This window comes from Streptomyces sp. NPDC057682, from assembly GCF_042799575.1.
GTDB lineage: Bacteria > Actinomycetota > Actinomycetes > Streptomycetales > Streptomycetaceae > Streptomyces.
In genome coordinates, this window is the sequence record NZ_JBHVIN010000007.1 from 259862 (window position 1) to 275770 (window position 15909).

The following is a 15909-nucleotide window of genomic DNA, read 5'->3' on the forward strand; positions in this document are numbered from 1 at the left end:
GTGCAGGGCCTTGTCGAACTTCTTCCCTGCCCAGGACAAAGAGGTGTGCGGGCAGGGCTGACCGGCACGGCGGCGGGGTGCGGTGCCGCCGTGCGCGGTGCTCCCCGGACGGGTCGTCGGGGCGTTGTCCGGGGGCGGCGCCCCCGGACACGGTCAGTCGTCGCCGGACGTCAGTCCTTGCCGCCGAAGGCCGCGTCGAACGACGCGCTCGGCGGATCGAAGTCGAACCGTTTCAGCGAGGCCAGCGCCTCCGGCGCCCCCGCCAGCCGGTCCATCCCGGCGTCCTCCCACTCGACGGAGACCGGGCCGTCGTAGCCGATGGACCGCAGCATCCGGAACACGTCCTCCCAGGGCACGTCCCCGTGCCCCGCCGAGACGAAGTCCCAGCCCCGGCGCGGATCGCCCCAGGGCAGATGCGAGCCGAGCCGCCCGTTGCGCCCGTCCAGGCGCTTGCGGGCCTCCTTGCAGTCGACGTGGTAGATCCGGTCACGGAAGTCGTACAGGAAGCCCACCGGGTCCAGGTCCTGCCACACGAAGTGGCTGGGGTCGAAGTTCAGCCCGAAGGCCGGGCGGTGGTCCACCGCCTCCAGGGCCCGGTGCGTGGTCCAGTAGTCGTACGCGATCTCGCTGGGGTGCACCTCGTGGGCGAACCGCACGCCCTCGGCGTCGAACACGTCGAGGATCGGGTTCCAGCGCTCGGCGAAGTCCTCGTAGCCCCGCTCGATCATGTGCGGCGGGACCGGCGGGAACATGGCGACCAGATGCCAGATCGAGGAGCCGGTGAAGCCGATGACGGTGTCCACACCGAACGCGGCGGCCGCCCGCGCGGTGTTCTTGATCTCCTCGGCCGCGCGCCGGCGCACCCCCTCCGGCTCCCCGTCCCCCCAGATCCTGGCGGGCAGGATCCCCTGGTGGCGCTCGTCGATGGGGCTGTCGCAGACGGCCTGGCCGACCAGGTGGTTGGAGACCGCCCAGCACTTCAGGCCGTACGTGTCGAGCAGCTGGTGCCGGCCCTCCAGGTAGCCGGGGTCGGCCAGGGCCTTGTCCACCTCGAAGTGGTCGCCCCAGCAAGCCAGTTCGAGTCCGTCGTAGCCGAAGTCGCGGGCGTGGCGGCAGACCTCCTCCAGGGGCAGGTCGGCCCACTGGCCGGTGAAGAGGGTGAAGGGACGGGGCATGCGCGGGACCTCCCAGGGCCTAGAGCTGTACGGGGGTGAGGACGGAGTTCTTGGCGGCGCTCTCCTCCACCGCCGCCAGCACCCTCTGCACCTGGAGCCCGTCGGCGAACGAGGGGACGGGCGCGGTGCCCTCGGCGATGGTGCGCACCACGTCGCGGGCCTGGTGGATGAAGGTGTGCTCGTAGCCCAGCGCGTGCCCCGGCGGCCACCAGGCCTCCAGGTAGGGGTGCTCGGGCTCGGTGACCAGGATGCGGCGGAAGCCGGCCGTGGTGGCGGGCTCGGTGTGGTCGTGGAAGGAGAGCTCGTTGAGGCGTTCCAGGTCGAAGGCGAGTGAGCCGCACTCCCCGTTGATCTCCAGCCGCAGCGCGTTCTTGCGCCCGGCCGCCATCCTGGTCGCCTCGAAGGAGGCCAGCGCCCCGGAGGCGAGGCGTCCGGTGAACAGCGCGGCGTCGTCCACCGTCACCGCCCCGTACTCTCTCTCGGCGGCCACCCCTCCGAGCCCTCCCGAGGGCCCGGCGAGCAGCGGCCGTTGCCGGACGAAGGTCTCGCTCAACGCCGAGACGGACACCAGTGGTTCGCCCGCCAGGTACTGGGCGAGGTCCACGATGTGCGCGCCGAGGTCGCCGAGCGCGCCGGACCCGGCCCGGTCCTTCCGCAGCCGCCAGGTGAGCGGTGAGGCCGGGTCGACCAGCCAGTCCTGGAGGTAGGTGGCCCGGACGTGGCGCAGGGTGCCGAGCCGGCCCGAGGCGATGAGCCGGCGCGCGTAGGCCATCGCCGGGACCTTGCGGTAGTTGAAGCCGGACATCGCGATCTGACCGCGGGCGGCGGCACGGCGGGCCGCCTCGGTCATGGCCTCTGCCTCCGCGACCGTGTTGGCCAGCGGCTTCTCGCACAGCACGTGCTTGCCGGCCTCCAGGGCCGCGATGGCGATCTCGGCGTGGCTGTCACCCGGGGTGCAGATGTCCACGAGCTGGACGTCGTCCCTGGCGATCAGCGCGCGCCAGTCGGTCTCCGCCGCCGCCCAGCCGTGCCGGTCGGCCGCGGCCTCCACCGCGGTGCGGTCGCGCCCGCAGATCGCGGCGAGTACGGGTCTCATGGGCAGTTCGAAGACGTGGCCCGCGGTGCGCCACCCCTGCGAGTGGGCGGCTCCCATGAACGCGTATCCGACCATGCCGACCCCGAGCGCGGGTGCGCTCGCCATCGGCCGGTACGTCGGCGGCGCGGCCGACTCCTGCTCAGTGTCTTCCCTACGGGCCATCCGGGCTTCCTCCTCATCGGTGGTTCAGTGGGTGCGGCCGGGGGGCTCACCCCCCTTCGTCGGCCGTCTAGTTGAAGCCCGTCGGCAGGTACTGGTCGATGTTGTCCTTGGTGACGACCGCGGAGTACAGGGTGAGGTTGGTCGGGATCTCCATCTCGGCGAGTCCGGACACCCCCTTGGCCTGTCCGAGCGCGCGGGCCAGATCGATGGCCGAGGCGGCCATGGTCGGCGGGTAGAGCACGGTGGCCTTGAGCACGCTGTTCCCGGCCTTGATGGCGTCCATGGCGGACTTGGCCCCGGCGCCGCCGACCATCAGGAACTCGTCGCGTCCGGCCTGCTGGATGGCGCGGAGCGCGCCCACGCCCTGGTCGTCGTCGTGGTTCCACAGGGCGTCGAACTGCTTCTGCGCCTGGAGCAGTTGGGCCATCTTGGCCTGGCCCGACTCGACGGTGAAGTCGGCGGCCTGACGGGCCACCAGCTTGATGTTGGGGTAGTTCTTCAGCGCGTCGGCGAAGCCCTGGCTGCGCTGTTTGGTCAGCTCCAGGTTGTCGATGCCGGCCAGCTCGACGACCTTGGCGTTCGCCTTGTCCTTGAGCTGTTCGCCGATGTAGGTGCCGGCGTTGAGGCCCATTCCGTAGTTGTCGCCGCCGACCCAGCAGCGGTAGGCCTGCGGGGAGGCGAAGACGCGGTCCAGGTTGATGACGGGGATGCCGGCGCGCATGGCCTCCAGGCCGACCTGGGTGAGGGCCTTGCCGTCGGCCGGCAGGATCACCAGGACGTCGACCTTCTTGTTGATGAGGGTCTTGACCTGGCCGATCTGGGCGGCGGTGTCGTTGGAGCCCTCGGTGGTCTCCAGGGTCACCTCGGAGTACTTCTTCGCCCGGGACCGGGCGTTCTCGTTGATGGCGTTGAGCCAGCCGTGGTCTGCCTGGGGGCCGGCGAAGCCGATGGTGACGGGCTTGCCGGGCTTGTCGTCGGCGGCCGGGGCGTTGCTCTGGGCCGCGGTGTCCTTCTCCTTGGGGTCGTTGCTGGTGCAGGCGGTCAGGAGGGCGCCCGCGGAGACGGCGGCGGAACCGAAAAGGAGTCGTCTGCGGCTGGTTTCTGGCATGGCTGTCAAACCCTTCATCCGGGAGTGCGGCGCGGGAGGGGGAACGTTCGGGTACGGGAGGGGCGGAACGGGCCGTCAGGTCCCCGCGCGGGCCGAGGTGCGGCCCTGGACGAGGACGGCGGCGACGATGATCGCGCCCTTGGCGATCTGCTGGACGTCGCTCTGCAGATTGTTGAGCGCGAAGATGTTGGTGATGGTGGTGAAGACGAGGACGCCGAGCACGGAGCCGACGATGGTGCCCCGTCCGCCGCTGAGCAGGGTGCCGCCGATGATCACGGCGGCGATGGCGTCGAGTTCGTACAGGTTGCCGTTGGTGTTCTGGCCCGAGCCGGACAGGATGACCAGCATGAACGCGGCGATGCCGCAGCAGAGTCCGGACAGCAGGTAGAGGTAGAGCCGCTGGCGGCGGACGTCGATGCCGGCCAGCCGGGCGGCCTCGGCGTTGCCGCCGACGGCGACGGTGCGGCGGCCGAACGTGGTGCGGTTGAGCACCAGCCAGCCGATGACGGTGACCGCGGCGAACATCATGACCAGCGGCGGGACACCGAGGACATAGGCGTCGGGCAGGCCCAGGTCGAGGACCGACTTCACGGTGACGATCTGGGTCCTGCCGTCGGTGATCTGGAGGGCCAGACCGCGGGCCGAGGCGAGCATCGCCAGGGTGGCGATGAAGGGGACGACCCTGCCGTAGGCGATGAGCACCCCGTTGACGAGGCCGGCGCCGAGGCCGACCAGGACGGCGGTGAACAGGATGCCCGCGAAGCCGAAGTCCTGGGTGGCGACCGTCGTCGCCCAGACGGACGCCAGCGCGACCATGGCGCCGACGGACAGGTCGATGCCGCCGCTGGTGATGACGAAGGTCATGCCGACGGTGACGACGCCGATGACGGAGGACTGGGTCAGGATGAGCTGGAGGTTCCCGGTGTCGAGGAAGGCGTCGGGTTCGGTGATGCCGCCGACCAGGACGAGCACGGCGAGGACGCCGAGCAGGGAGAGGCTGTGGATGTCCGCGCGCAGTCGCGGAGCGCGCGCGGATCCGCCCTTCTTGGGGGACGTGGGGGCGGAGGCGGGCGCTGCGCCCTTGTCCGGCCCGCTGTGCCGCGCCGGTGAGACGGGCTGCGTCATGACGTCGGGCTCCCTTCCATCACGAGGTCGAGTACGCGGTGCTCGTCGAGGTCCCGGGCGTCGGCCTCGTGGACGACGCGGCCCTCCCGCAGGACGAGCACCCGGTCGGCGAGGCCCAGGACTTCGGGCACTTCGCTGGAGACGAGCAGGACGGCGAGGCCTTCGTCGGCCAGCCGGCGGATCACGGCGTAGAGCTCGGCGCGGGCGCCGACGTCCACACCGCGGGTCGGTTCGTCGAGCAGCAGCACCCGGCAGCCGCGCAGCAGCCAGCGGGCCAGGACGGCCTTCTGCTGGTTGCCGCCGGAGAGGGTGCGGACGGCGGTGTCGGGGTTGTCGGGGCGCAGGGAGAGTTCCCGGGTGGCGGCGCGGGCCGCCGCGCGCTCGGCCCTCCGGTCGATCCAGCCGGCCCGGGAGAAGCGGGACAGGGTGGAGACGGAGACGTTGCGGGTGACGGACTCCAGCATCAGCAGGGCCTGGGCCTTGCGTTCCTCGGGGGCGAGGCCGATGCCGGCGGCGACGGCGGCGCGGACGCTGCCGGGCCGCAGCGCCCGGCCGGCGACGGTGACCCGGCCGGCGGCGGGCCGGCGGGCCCCGTAGACGGTCTCCAGGATCTCCGAGCGCCCGGAGCCGACGAGTCCGGCGAGGCCGACGATCTCGCCGGGGCGCAGCTCCAGGTCGACAGGCGCGAACTCGCCCTTCCTGGTGAGCCCTTCGACGGTGAGGACGGGTGCGGGGCGTTCGACCGCGTCGGTGCGGTCGGGGCGCGGAGGGAAGACGTACTCGACGTTGCGGCCGGTCATCAGGGCCACGATGTCCTTGGTCGGGGTGGACTCGGCGGGCAGGCCGACCGCGACGGCCCGGCCGTCCTTGAGGACGGTGACCCGGTCGCCGATGCGGCGGATCTCCTCCAGGCGGTGGGAGATGTAGACGACGGCGACGCCGTCGGCGGTGAGCGAGTCGACGATCCGGAAGAGGTTGTCGACCTCGTCGGGGTCGAGGGCGGCGGAGGGCTCGTCCATCACGATCAGCCGGACGTCGTGGGAGAGGGCGCGGGCCATCGAGACGATCTGCTGCTGGGCGGCGGGGAGTTCGCCGACCGGGCGGGCGGGGTCGATCTCGGGGTGGCCGAGCCGTTCCAGCAGGGCGGCGGCGGCCTGCCGGCCCTCGCGAGTGCGGACGACGAAGCCGGCGCCGGTGTGCTCGTGGCCGAGGAAGACGTTCTCGGCGACGGACAGCCCCTCGACCAGGTCGAGTTCCTGGTAGATGGTGGCGATGCCGAGCCGCATCGCGGTGATGGGCGACTTCAGTACGGCGGGGGCGCCGCGCCAGGTGATCTCGCCGTCGTCGGGCTGGTGGGCCCCGGCGAGCACCTTGATGAGGGTGGACTTTCCGGCACCGTTCTGGCCGAGGAGGCAGTGGACTTCGCCGGCCTGGACCTCCAGGTCCACGCCGTCGAGGGCGCGCACACCGGGGAAGGACTTGGTGATGCCGGACATGGTGAGCAGCGGTGGTTCTGGAGCCATGACGAATCCCCTCGGCGGATGGGGTCTCCTCTGCGGGGTGGAGCCGGACGCAGGGAGGGGCCGGTGAGCGGGCAGGGCGCAGTGCGGTCCCGGGTGGGGTGCCGCCCGGGGCGGGCGTGACGGGCCGTGCGGGTGCGGGAGGTGTCGTACGGGTACGGCGCGGGCGCCGGGCGGGCGGTGCGGCCGGGCGCGGTGGTGTGGGGCGGGTGGGAGGGGGCGGGGTGGAGCGGATCAGGCGGGTGAGAAGAGGTGGTCGCTGATGAGCCTGGCCGCGCCGATGACTCCGGCGGCGGGTCCCAGCTCGCCCAGCACGATCGGGAGGTTGCCGGTGGCCAGCGGCAGGGACTGCCGGTAGACCTGGGTCCGGACGCTGGCCAGCAGCGTGTGGCCCAGTCCGGTCACGCCGCCGCCGATCACCACCAGTCCGGGGTTGAAGAAGCTGACGAGGCCCGCGATGACCTGGCCGACCCGGTTGCCGCCTTCGCGGATCAGATCGAGTGAGGTCGGGTCGCCGGCGGCCGCGGCGGCGGCGACGTCGACGGCGGTGAGCCTGCCGGACGCCTCCAGGCGGGCCGCGAGTTCCGCGGACCTCCCGGTGCGTGCCGCGTCCTCGGCGTCGCGGGCCAGGGCCGCGCCGCTGAAGTGTGCTTCCAGGCAGCCCCGGTTGCCGCAGGCGCAGGGGCGGCCCTCGGGTTCGACCTGGATGTGGCCGATGTCTCCGGCGCTGCCCGTCGTACCGCGGTGGACCTCACCGCCGACGACGATGCCGCAGCCGATGCCGGTGCCGATCTTGACGCAGAGGAAGTCGCCCGCGGAACGGGCGACGCCCGCGTGCTGCTCCCCCATGGCCATCAGGTTCACGTCGTTGTCGACCATGACGGGGCAGCCCAGTTCCTGGCTGAGCGCCTCGCGGACCGGGAAGCCGTCCCAGCCGGGCATGATCGGCGGGGCGACGGGGATGCCCTCGGGGAAGCGGACCGGTCCCGGTACGCCGATCCCCGCGCCGTCGAAGCCCTCGGCGAGGCCGGAGGCCCGGAGCTTGGCCGCCATCGACAGCACCTGCTCGAAGACGGCGACGGGGCCTTCGCGTACGTCCATGGGGTGGTTGAGGTGGCCCAGGACCTCCAGCTCCGCGTTGGTGACCGCCACGTCGACGGAGGTGGCGCCGATGTCGACGCCGAGGAAGCGCAGTTGGGGGGCGAGCCGGATGTTGTGCGAGCGACGCCCGCCGCGGGATGCGGCCAGTCCGTCGGCCACCACCAGGCCGGTCTCCAGCAGCCGGTCCACCTCGACGGCGAGCTTGGAGCGGGAGAGGTCGACCTGGTCCCCCAGCTGTGCCCGTGAGTTGGGCCCGCCGTCGCGCAACAGCCGCAGCAGTCGCGCCTGATGGCCGTTCGCGGGTCGTGCCGTCATCCGTCTCACGCGCCTCTCCCCGCCACATCGGCCTGTCCGTCGGGCTTTGGAGGGGAACGTAGCAGCGGTTGCCGGGGCTGGGAAGAAGTTGAGCAGGAATCCATCACAACTTTCTCCACCCTGAAGACAAAGAGGGGTGCCGCGCCCTGCCGGCGCGGCACCCCCGGGCCCCCGCGCGTCAGGGGCAGCGGATAACCTGACCGGCGTAACTGAGGTTCCCGCCGAAGCCGAAGAGCAGCACCGGATCGCCCGTGGCGACCTCGCCGCGCTCCACCAGCTTGGACAGGGCCATGGGGATCGAGGCAGCCGACGTATTACCGGAATCCACCACATCCCGGGCGATCACGGCATTGACCGCGCCGATCTTCCGGGCCACGGGTTCGATGATCCGCAGATTGGCCTGGTGGAGCACGACGGCGGCCAGGTCCTCGGGGGCGATGCCCGCCTTCTCGCACACCTGCCGGGCGATGGGCGGCAGCTGGGTGGTGGCCCAGCGGTAGACGGACTGGCCCTCCTGCGCGAAGCGCGGCGGCGTCCCCTCGATGCGCACCGCGTCGCCCATGCCGGGCACCGAGCCCCACAGCACCGGTCCGATGCCGGGCGGACCGCCGTGCGCCCCGGAGTCGGCGACGACGACGGCGGCCCCCGCGCCGTCGCCCATCAGGACGCAACTGGAGCGGTCGGTCCAGTCGACGATGTCGCCCATCTTGTCGGCGCCGATCACCAGCGCCCGGGTGGCGGCACCGGCCCGCAGGGTGTGGTCGGCGGTGGCCAGGGCATGGGTGAAGCCCGAGCAGACCACGTTGATGTCCATCACGGCGGGCGCGGTCATGCCGAGGCGGGCGGCGACCCGGGCCGACATGCTCGGGGAGCGGTCGATGGCGGTCGACGTGGCGACCAGGACCAGATCGATGTCGGCGGGCTGGAGGCCCGCGGCGGCGAGCGCCTTGGCCGCGGCACGGGCGGCCAGCTCGTCGACGGGCTCGTCGGGACCTCCGATGTGCCGGGTCCTGATGCCGACCCGGCTGGTGATCCACTCGTCGCTGGTGTCGACCATGGCCGCCAGATCGTGGTTGGTGAGCACCTTGGCGGGCTGATGGTGGCCGAGCGCCACGACACGTGAGCCGGTCATATTTGCGGTTCCCCTCGCTCCATTCGGCAGGAACCATCCAGTCTTGGTCGCTACCGCCCGGTACAGGGGTACGTGATCCCACAGGATTCCCGGCCTCACCTTGGAGGCTTGGCGACAGCCCGGCACCTACGGCCCGCGCACCGGCCGCGGCGCGCGGGCGGACGTGCGTGACAATGGGAACGCCGAGGTCACCTCGGCCGCACGGGCCGCCTGGGCCTCCGCCACGTACAGAATCGGGTCTGACTGCCATGGGACGGGTCACCGAGCGCCGCCGCACCCTCCGCATCCGGGACGGGGCGGTGTCCACCCGTCCGGACACGCTCGTGGCCGAGGAACCCCTGGAGATCCGGCTGAACGGCCGGCCGCTCGCCGTCACCATGCGCACCCCGGGCGACGATTTCGCGCTGGCCGCCGGGTTCCTGGTGAGCGAGGGCGTGGTCGGCGAGGGCTCCGAGGTGCGGTCGATCGTGTACTGCGCGGGCGCGACCGAGGACGGGGTGAACACGTACAACGTGGTGGACGTGCGGCTCGCGCCCGGTGTCCCGGTCCCCGACATCACGCTGGAGCGCCACGTCTACACGACGTCCTCCTGCGGGCTCTGCGGCCGGGCGAGCCTGGACGCGGTGCGCACCACGACCCGGCATCCGGTCGCCGACGCTCCCCCGGTGCGGGTGACGCCTGAGCTGCTGGCGGGGCTGCCCGACCGGCTGCGGGCCGCCCAGCGGGTGTTCGAGACGACCGGCGGACTGCACGCGGCGGCGCTGTTCAGCGAGGAGGGCGAGCTGGTCGATGTCCGGGAGGACGTGGGCCGGCACAACGCGGTGGACAAGCTGGTCGGCCGGGCCCTGACGGACGACCGGCTGCCGCTGTCCCGGTCGGTGCTGCTGGTGTCGGGGCGGGCCTCGTTCGAGCTGGCGCAGAAGGCGGTGATGGCGGGCATCCCGGTGCTCGCGGCCGTCTCGGCGCCCTCGTCCCTGGCCGTCGACCTGGCGGCCGAGGCCGGTCTGACCCTGGTCGGTTTCCTGCGCGGCCCGTCCATGAACGTGTACGCGGGCGAGCACCGGATCGCCGTGGAGGCACCGGCCGTCCGCGGCTGACCGCCGCCGTTCCTCACCCCACGGCGGCGGTTCCGCGCACCGGCGCGGCGCCCCGCTCCGGCGGGCCCTGCGGATCCCGGGCGCGCCGCCTGGCGATCACCGCGCAGACCATGAGCTGCATCTGGTGGAAGAGCATCAGGGGCAGGACGGCGAGGCTCGCCTGGGCGCCGAACAGCACGCTGGCCATGGGCAGACCGGAGGCGAGGCTCTTCTTGGAGCCGGCGAACTGGATCGCGATGCGGTCCTCGCGCCCGAAGCCGAGCCGTTTCGCCCCGTACCAGCTCACCGCGAGCATCAGCGCGAGCAGCACCGCCTCGGCGGCCAGCAGCGCGCCGAGCCGGGCCGGGGTGACCTGGTGCCAGATGCCGGCGACCATGCCCTCGCTGAACGCCGTGTAGACGACCAGGAGGATCGAGCCCCGGTCGACCAGGCCGAGGACCTTCTTGTGGCGTGCGAGGAAGCCGCCGATCCGGCGGCGCAGCAGCTGTCCCGCGACGAACGGCAGCAGCAGTTGCACGCCGATCCGCAGGAGCGCGTCGGCCGAGAAGCCGCCGCCGCTGTTGCCGAGGAGCGCCGCCGCGAGCAGCGGGGTGAGGAAGATCCCGGCGATGGAGGAGAAGGAGCCGGCGCAGATCGCGGCGGGCACGTTGCCCCGGGCGATCGAGGTGAAGGCGATGGAGGACTGGATCGTCGAGGGCACCAGGCAGAGGAAGAGGAATCCGCTCTGCAGCTGCGGCGTCAGCACGTACGGCACCAGCCCCCGGCTCGCCAGGCCGAGCACCGGGAAGACGAGGAAGGTGCAGGCGAGCACGGTGAGGTGGAGTCGCCAGTGCCGGAGTCCCTCCAGCGCCTCGGCGGTGGACAGCCGTGCGCCGTAGAGGAAGAACAGCAGGGCGACCGCGCCGGTGGAGGCGCCGCCGGCCACCTCGGCCGCCGTTCCGGAGGCGGGCAGCAGCGCCGCGAGGGCGACGGTGCCGAGCAGCGCCAGGATGTACGGATCGACCGGTATCCGGGACGGGGACAGCGGGATGCGGCGGCTCATGCTCGGGTTCTCTCGTTCGGGGGCGCGGCCTCCCATCCTGCTCACCGAGGTGGGCATCGGGAATCCCGTACACCGCTCTGACTGTCATCACGTTCCGCGATAACGTGGGCGGATGTACGACCCGGCGCAGTTGCGCACCTTTCTCGCCGTCGCCCAGACACTGAGTTTCACCGCGGCCGCCCGACGGCTGGGGGTGCGGCAGTCGACGGTCAGCCAGCATGTGCGGCGGCTGGAGGACGCGGCCGGGCGGCAGCTGTTCGTCCGGGACACCCACCGGGTCGAGCTGACCGTGGACGGCGAGGCGATGCTCGGCTTCGCGCGGACGATCCTGGAGGCCCACGAGCGGGCCTCGGCGTTCTTCTCCGGCACCCGGCCGCGCGGACGGCTGCGCTTCGGTGCCTCCGAGGACTTCGTGCAGACCCGGCTGCCGGAGATCCTCCGGTCCTTCCGCCACGAGCATCCCGAGGTGGACCTGGAGCTGACGGTGGAGCTGTCGGGGACGCTGCACCGGCGGCTGGAGGCGGGCCGGCTGGACCTGGTGCTGGCCAAGCGGCGGACCGGGGACACGCACGGGGAGCTGGTGCGCCAGGACGACCTGGTGTGGATCGGCACACCGGGGCTGCGGATCGACCCGGAGCGTCCGGTGCCCCTGGTCGTCTACCCGCCGCCGGGCATCACCCGGGCCCGTGCGCTGGAGGTGCTGGAGCGGGCCGGGCGCTCCTGGCGGGTGGCGTGCACGAGCGGCAGCCTCAGCGGGCTGACCGCCGCCGCCCGCGCGGGGCTCGGGGTGATGGCGCACAGCCGGGGGCTGATCCCGCCGGGGCTGGTGCCGCTGCCGCCCGGGGCGGGGCTGCCGGACCTCGGTGACGTGGACTTCGTCCTGCTGCACGGCCGCCACCGGGGCGGCGCCCAGCAGGCGGCGGACGCGCTGGCCGGGGCGATCCTGGCGGGCGGCGACCGGCTGGTCCGGCCGAGGGACACGGCGTAGGGGTGTCTGGCCGTATCCCCTGTTTCCCCACATATCGCAGTGCGCGCGGCGTACAGATTCGGTGGAGATTCCCGCGCGAGCCACTTACTCCATGGTCAGAAGCGTGTCCGTGCCTTGCCCATCTGGCCGGATTTCACCACCCGGCCGGTGCACGACGCACCTGGTACGGGGTGGTGCGGGCCCTCCCGCGGCGGCCTTGGGTGGGGTAGCGTCACGGCGCTGTGCGGAGCGCCACAAGGAGCAGGTCATTGCGTGAATTCACGGTTCCCCCGATGGCGGCCGCGCCCCACGTAGGCGGGCTCGCCGATGTCGTGTTCGACTACGCCGAGGAGGACCCGCGGCGGGTCGCGCTGGGCCGCAAGGACGCGGACGGACGCTGGCGGGATGTCACCGCGGCGACGTTCCGCGACGAGGTGCTGGCGCTGGCCAAGGGGCTGATCGCGCACGGGGTGCGGTTCGGCGACCGGGTCGCCCTGATGTCCCGGACCCGCTACGAGTGGACCCTGTTCGACTTCGCGCTCTGGTCGGTCGGGGCGCAGTCCGTGCCGGTCTATCCCACGTCCTCGGCGGAGCAGGTCCTGTGGATGCTGCACGACGCCGAGGTCTCGGCCGTGCTCGTGGAGCACGAGGACCACGCGATGACGATCGCCTCGGTGATCGACCGGCTCCCCCAGCTGAAGCGGCTGTGGCAGCTGGACGCCGGAGCGGTGGACGAGCTGGTGGAGGCCGGTGCGCGGGTCGGGGACGAGGTCGTGCACCGGCACCGCAGGGCGGTCACGCCGGAGTCGGTGGCGACGGTCATCTACACCTCGGGCACCACGGGCCGCCCGAAGGGCTGTGTGATCACGCACGCCAACTTCATGTTCGAGACCGACACCATGGCCACCCGCTGGGAGTCCGTCTTCCGCTCCCGGGCGGGCGACGAGGCGGCGACCCTGCTCTTCCTGCCGCTGGCACACGTCTTCGGCCGGATGGTGGAGGTGGCGGCCGTACGCGGCCGGGTGAAGCTCGGCCACCAGCCGGAGCTGTCGGCCAGGGCGCTGATGCCGGATCTGGTGTCGTTCCGTCCGACCTTCATCCTGGCGGTCCCGTACATCTTCGAGAAGGTGTTCAACGCCGCGCGCCGCAAGGCCGAGGCGGAGGGCCGGATCGGGCCGTTCGACAAGGCCGTCGAGGTGGCCGTGAAGTACGCCGAGGCCATGGAGGAGCGGGCCTTCGGCACCGGCCCCGGGCCCTCGGCCGGGTTGCGGATGCAGCACCAGTTCTTCGACAAGGTCGTGTACCGCAAGGTGCGCGAGGCGATGGGCGGCCGGATCCGGCACGCCATGTCGGGCGGTTCCGGGATGGAGCGGCGGCTCGGGCTGTTCTTCGCCGGTTCGGGTGTGACGGTGTACGAGGGCTACGGACTGACCGAGACGACGGCGGCGGCCACCGCCAATCCGCCCGAGCGCACCCGGTACGGCACGGTCGGGCAGCCGATCCCCGGGTCGACCGTGCACATCGCGGACGACGGCGAGGTCTGGGTCCACGGGGCCAATGTGTTCGGCGGCTATCTCGGCGATCCGAAGGCGACCGAGGCGGTCCTCAAGGACGGCTGGCTGGCCACCGGCGACCTGGGGGCGCTGGACGAGGACGGCTATCTGACGATCACCGGGCGCAAGAAGGAGATCCTGGTGACCTCGGGCGGGAAGAGCGTGTCGCCGGCCGGTCTGGAGGAGCGGGTACGGGCCCATCCGCTGGTGGCGCAGTGCATCGTCGTCGGCAACGACCGGCCGTACGTCGCGGCGCTGGTCACCGTCGACCAGGAGGCGGTGGAGCACTGGCTGACCATGCAGGGGCGGCAGCCGCTGGGCCCGGCGGAGCTGGTGCGCGATCCCGATCTGGAGATGGAGATCCGGCGGGCCGTGGTCGCCGCGAACACGGCCGTCTCGCAGGCCGAGTCGATCCGTACGTTCCGGATCCTGGCCCATCAGTTCAGCGAGGAGCACGGACTGCTGACCCCCTCGCTGAAGCTGAAGCGCCGGGCGATCGAGACCGCGTACGCGGCCGAGGTGGACGCCCTCTACCGCTGACCGCCCGATGTCCGCGCACGGGCCGCCGGGCACCGGTGTCCGCAGCGGCGTTCACGAATATGGACCGCGTGTTCGGGAATGCACGAGCGGCGCTGATCGTTCACTGTGGGAGTCCCACCACCCACAACGTAAGGATCGACTGCTCGTGAGCCAGGTCCCCACCCTCACCCTCAACAACGGCGTCGAGATGCCGCAGCTCGGTTTCGGCGTCTGGCAGGTGCCGGACGACGAGGCCACGAAGGCCGTCGCCACGGCCATCGAGTCCGGGTACCGCAGCATCGACACCGCCGCGATCTATCAGAACGAGGTGGGCACCGGAAGGGCGATCGCCGCCTCCGGTGTCGCGCGCGACGAGCTGTTCGTGACCACCAAGCTGTGGAACACCGAGCAGGGCTACGACTCGACGATGCGCGCCTTCGACGCCTCCCTGGAGAAGCTCGGCCTCGACTACGTCGACCTGTACCTGATCCACTGGCCGGTGCCGGCCAAGGACGCGTACGTGGACACGTACCGGGCGTTCGAGAAGATCTACGCCGACGGCCGGGCGAAGGCCATCGGCGTGTCGAACTTCCTGCCGGAGCACCTGGAGCGACTGCTCGGCGAGACCTCCGTGGTGCCCGCCGTCAACCAGATCGAGCTGCACCCGCAGCTCCAGCAGGCCGAGTCCCGCGCCCTGCACGCGCGGCACGGCATCGCCACCGAGGCCTGGTCCCCGCTGGGCTCGGGCAAGGGCCTCCTGGAGGTCCCGACCGTCGTCGCGGTCGCCCGCAAGCACAACCGCACCCCGGCCCAGGCGGTGCTCCGCTGGCACATCCAGACGGGCAACGTGGTGATCCCGAAGTCCGTGACGCCGTCGCGGATCGCGGAGAACATCGACGTCTTCGACTTCGAGCTGGACGCCGACGACCTGGCCGCGTTCGCCGCGCTGGACGAGGGCAAGCGCCTCGGCCCGAACCCCGGCGAGTTCAACGCCGGCGCCTGAGCCCCGCAGACCGTGTCCGCACCGCCGCCCGGCCCCGTGCCGGGCGGCGGTCGCCGTCTCAGGCGCGGCGGCCGAGGTGGAACGTGCGCGCCAGCAGCAGGAAGGTGTCGGGGCGCCGGTGGAGTCCGGCCGGGTCCTCGGGGTCGAGGAGCCGGTCGAGCGTGGCGTTGTCGTCGGCGTCGAGCCGTTCGCCGAGCCCGTCGCGGCGGCGGGCGAATTCCGCGATCACATGGTCCCTGGCCACCTCGCCCAGCGGGGCCGGCAGGTCGAGCAGGAAGCTGCGGGTGCCCTGCGGAGCCAGCCCCACCGCGGTGAACAGTGCCGCCCAGTCCTCGTTCTCCCGCCGCGCGTCGGGCAGTTCGGCCCGCATCTCCTCGAACATCTCGGCCTGGACCGCCTCCATCCTGGCCTCCAGGCCCGGCCGGCCGAAGCCCAGGTCGCGGGGCAGCTGACGCGGCTGGAGCCCGCCCTCGACCAGGGCGACGGTGCCGCCGGGGCGCAGCAGTCCGGCGAATCCGGCCAGGACGGCGCGCTGGTCGCCCATGTGGTGCAGGGCGTTGCCCGCCCAGACGAGGTCGGCCTCGCCGAGGCCCGCGAGCCCCTCGGGGATCTCCGCGTGGAGCGTGGTGACGCGGTCGCCGAGCCCGAGCCGCCGGGCGCGGTCGAGGGTGCGCTCCAGCAGGGCCGGGGTGGCGTCCACGGCCACGACCTCGGCCTCGGGGAACACCTCGGCGAGCAGACAGGCGACGACGCCGGGGCCGCTGCCGATGTCCAGGACCCGGCGGACCTTCGGAGCGTCGGGCAGTCCGGCGATCCAGCGGGCCGCGCGGGTGTACTGCTCACTGCTCAGTTCGGCGTTCTGCTCCAGCAGCGGGGCCATGACGTCCCAGTCCGGTTCGGCGGGGTTGTGGCCGTGCCCGTGGGAGTGTCCGTGGCCGTGCCGGCCCTCGTGGTGGTGACCGTGAACGGTGTGGTTGCTCATCCCTCCACCCTC

At 72.3% G+C, this 15909-nt stretch carries 13 protein-coding genes; 4 read left to right on the plus strand and 9 right to left on the minus strand.

Annotated elements, in window-relative coordinates; translation table 11 throughout:
• Window positions 1-170: 170 nt before the first annotated feature.
• The 7 genes from ACFVDM_RS15380 to ACFVDM_RS15410 all read right to left on the minus strand — a co-directional run bounded on the left by ACFVDM_RS15380 (window position 171) and on the right by ACFVDM_RS15410 (window position 8734).
• A complete protein-coding gene (locus tag ACFVDM_RS15380; protein ID WP_383638685.1) occupies window positions 171-1175 on the minus strand; it encodes a sugar phosphate isomerase/epimerase family protein in 1005 nt (334 codons plus the stop codon).
• Window positions 1176-1194: 19 nt separating this feature from the next.
• Entirely contained in the window at window positions 1195-2433 is a 1239-nt protein-coding gene (locus ACFVDM_RS15385) for a Gfo/Idh/MocA family protein (protein WP_383638688.1), read from the minus strand.
• A gap of 67 nt (window positions 2434-2500) precedes the next feature.
• The gene (locus ACFVDM_RS15390) at window positions 2501-3541 is read right to left on the minus strand and encodes a substrate-binding domain-containing protein (RefSeq protein WP_383638691.1); all 1041 of its coding nucleotides are present in this window, start codon (window positions 3539-3541) and stop codon (window positions 2501-2503) included.
• 75 nt (window positions 3542-3616) lie between these two features.
• Window positions 3617-4666: an ABC transporter permease gene (locus tag ACFVDM_RS15395; protein WP_383638694.1), complete on the minus strand. Its 1050-nt coding sequence runs from the start codon at window positions 4664-4666 to the stop codon at window positions 3617-3619.
• A complete protein-coding gene (locus ACFVDM_RS15400; protein ID WP_383638697.1) occupies window positions 4663-6189 on the minus strand; it encodes a sugar ABC transporter ATP-binding protein in 1527 nt (508 codons plus the stop codon). The genes ACFVDM_RS15395 and ACFVDM_RS15400 overlap by 4 nt, the downstream gene beginning before the upstream one ends.
• 231 nt (window positions 6190-6420) lie before the next feature.
• Window positions 6421-7602 (minus strand): ROK family protein, encoded by a 1182-nt coding sequence (locus ACFVDM_RS15405; RefSeq protein WP_383638700.1) that lies wholly within the window; start codon window positions 7600-7602, stop codon window positions 6421-6423.
• A gap of 178 nt (window positions 7603-7780) precedes the next feature.
• Complete coding sequence (locus tag ACFVDM_RS15410) at window positions 7781-8734, minus strand: beta-ketoacyl-ACP synthase III (protein ID WP_383638702.1); 954 nt, start codon at window positions 8732-8734, stop codon at window positions 7781-7783.
• Between the two features lie 248 nt (window positions 8735-8982).
• Here ACFVDM_RS15410 and fdhD point away from each other — a divergent pair, with 248 nt between their 5' ends.
• Window positions 8983-9831: a formate dehydrogenase accessory sulfurtransferase FdhD gene (gene fdhD / locus ACFVDM_RS15415; protein ID WP_383638705.1), complete on the plus strand. Its 849-nt coding sequence runs from the start codon at window positions 8983-8985 to the stop codon at window positions 9829-9831.
• Window positions 9832-9844: 13 nt separating this feature from the next.
• On the opposite strand, the gene ACFVDM_RS15420 is transcribed toward fdhD, so the two are convergent.
• The gene (locus ACFVDM_RS15420) at window positions 9845-10873 is read right to left on the minus strand and encodes a bile acid:sodium symporter family protein (protein WP_383638708.1); all 1029 of its coding nucleotides are present in this window, start codon (window positions 10871-10873) and stop codon (window positions 9845-9847) included.
• A gap of 112 nt (window positions 10874-10985) precedes the next feature.
• On the opposite strand from ACFVDM_RS15420, the gene ACFVDM_RS15425 reads away from it, so the two are divergent.
• From ACFVDM_RS15425 to ACFVDM_RS15435, 3 genes are all read left to right on the plus strand, one after another.
• Window positions 10986-11861, plus strand: a complete 876-nt coding sequence (locus ACFVDM_RS15425; protein ID WP_383638711.1) for a LysR family transcriptional regulator — start codon at window positions 10986-10988, stop codon at window positions 11859-11861.
• A gap of 272 nt (window positions 11862-12133) precedes the next feature.
• Window positions 12134-13933 (plus strand): AMP-dependent synthetase/ligase, encoded by a 1800-nt coding sequence (locus ACFVDM_RS15430; protein WP_383638714.1) that lies wholly within the window; start codon window positions 12134-12136, stop codon window positions 13931-13933.
• Window positions 13934-14078: 145 nt separating this feature from the next.
• Window positions 14079-14915: an aldo/keto reductase gene (locus tag ACFVDM_RS15435; RefSeq protein WP_383638717.1), complete on the plus strand. Its 837-nt coding sequence runs from the start codon at window positions 14079-14081 to the stop codon at window positions 14913-14915.
• Window positions 14916-14973: 58 nt separating this feature from the next.
• Here the strand turns inward: ACFVDM_RS15435 and ACFVDM_RS15440 are convergent, their stop codons facing one another.
• Entirely contained in the window at window positions 14974-15897 is a 924-nt protein-coding gene (locus ACFVDM_RS15440; RefSeq protein ID WP_383638720.1) for a class I SAM-dependent methyltransferase, read from the minus strand.
• Window positions 15898-15909: the final 12 nt, after the last annotated feature.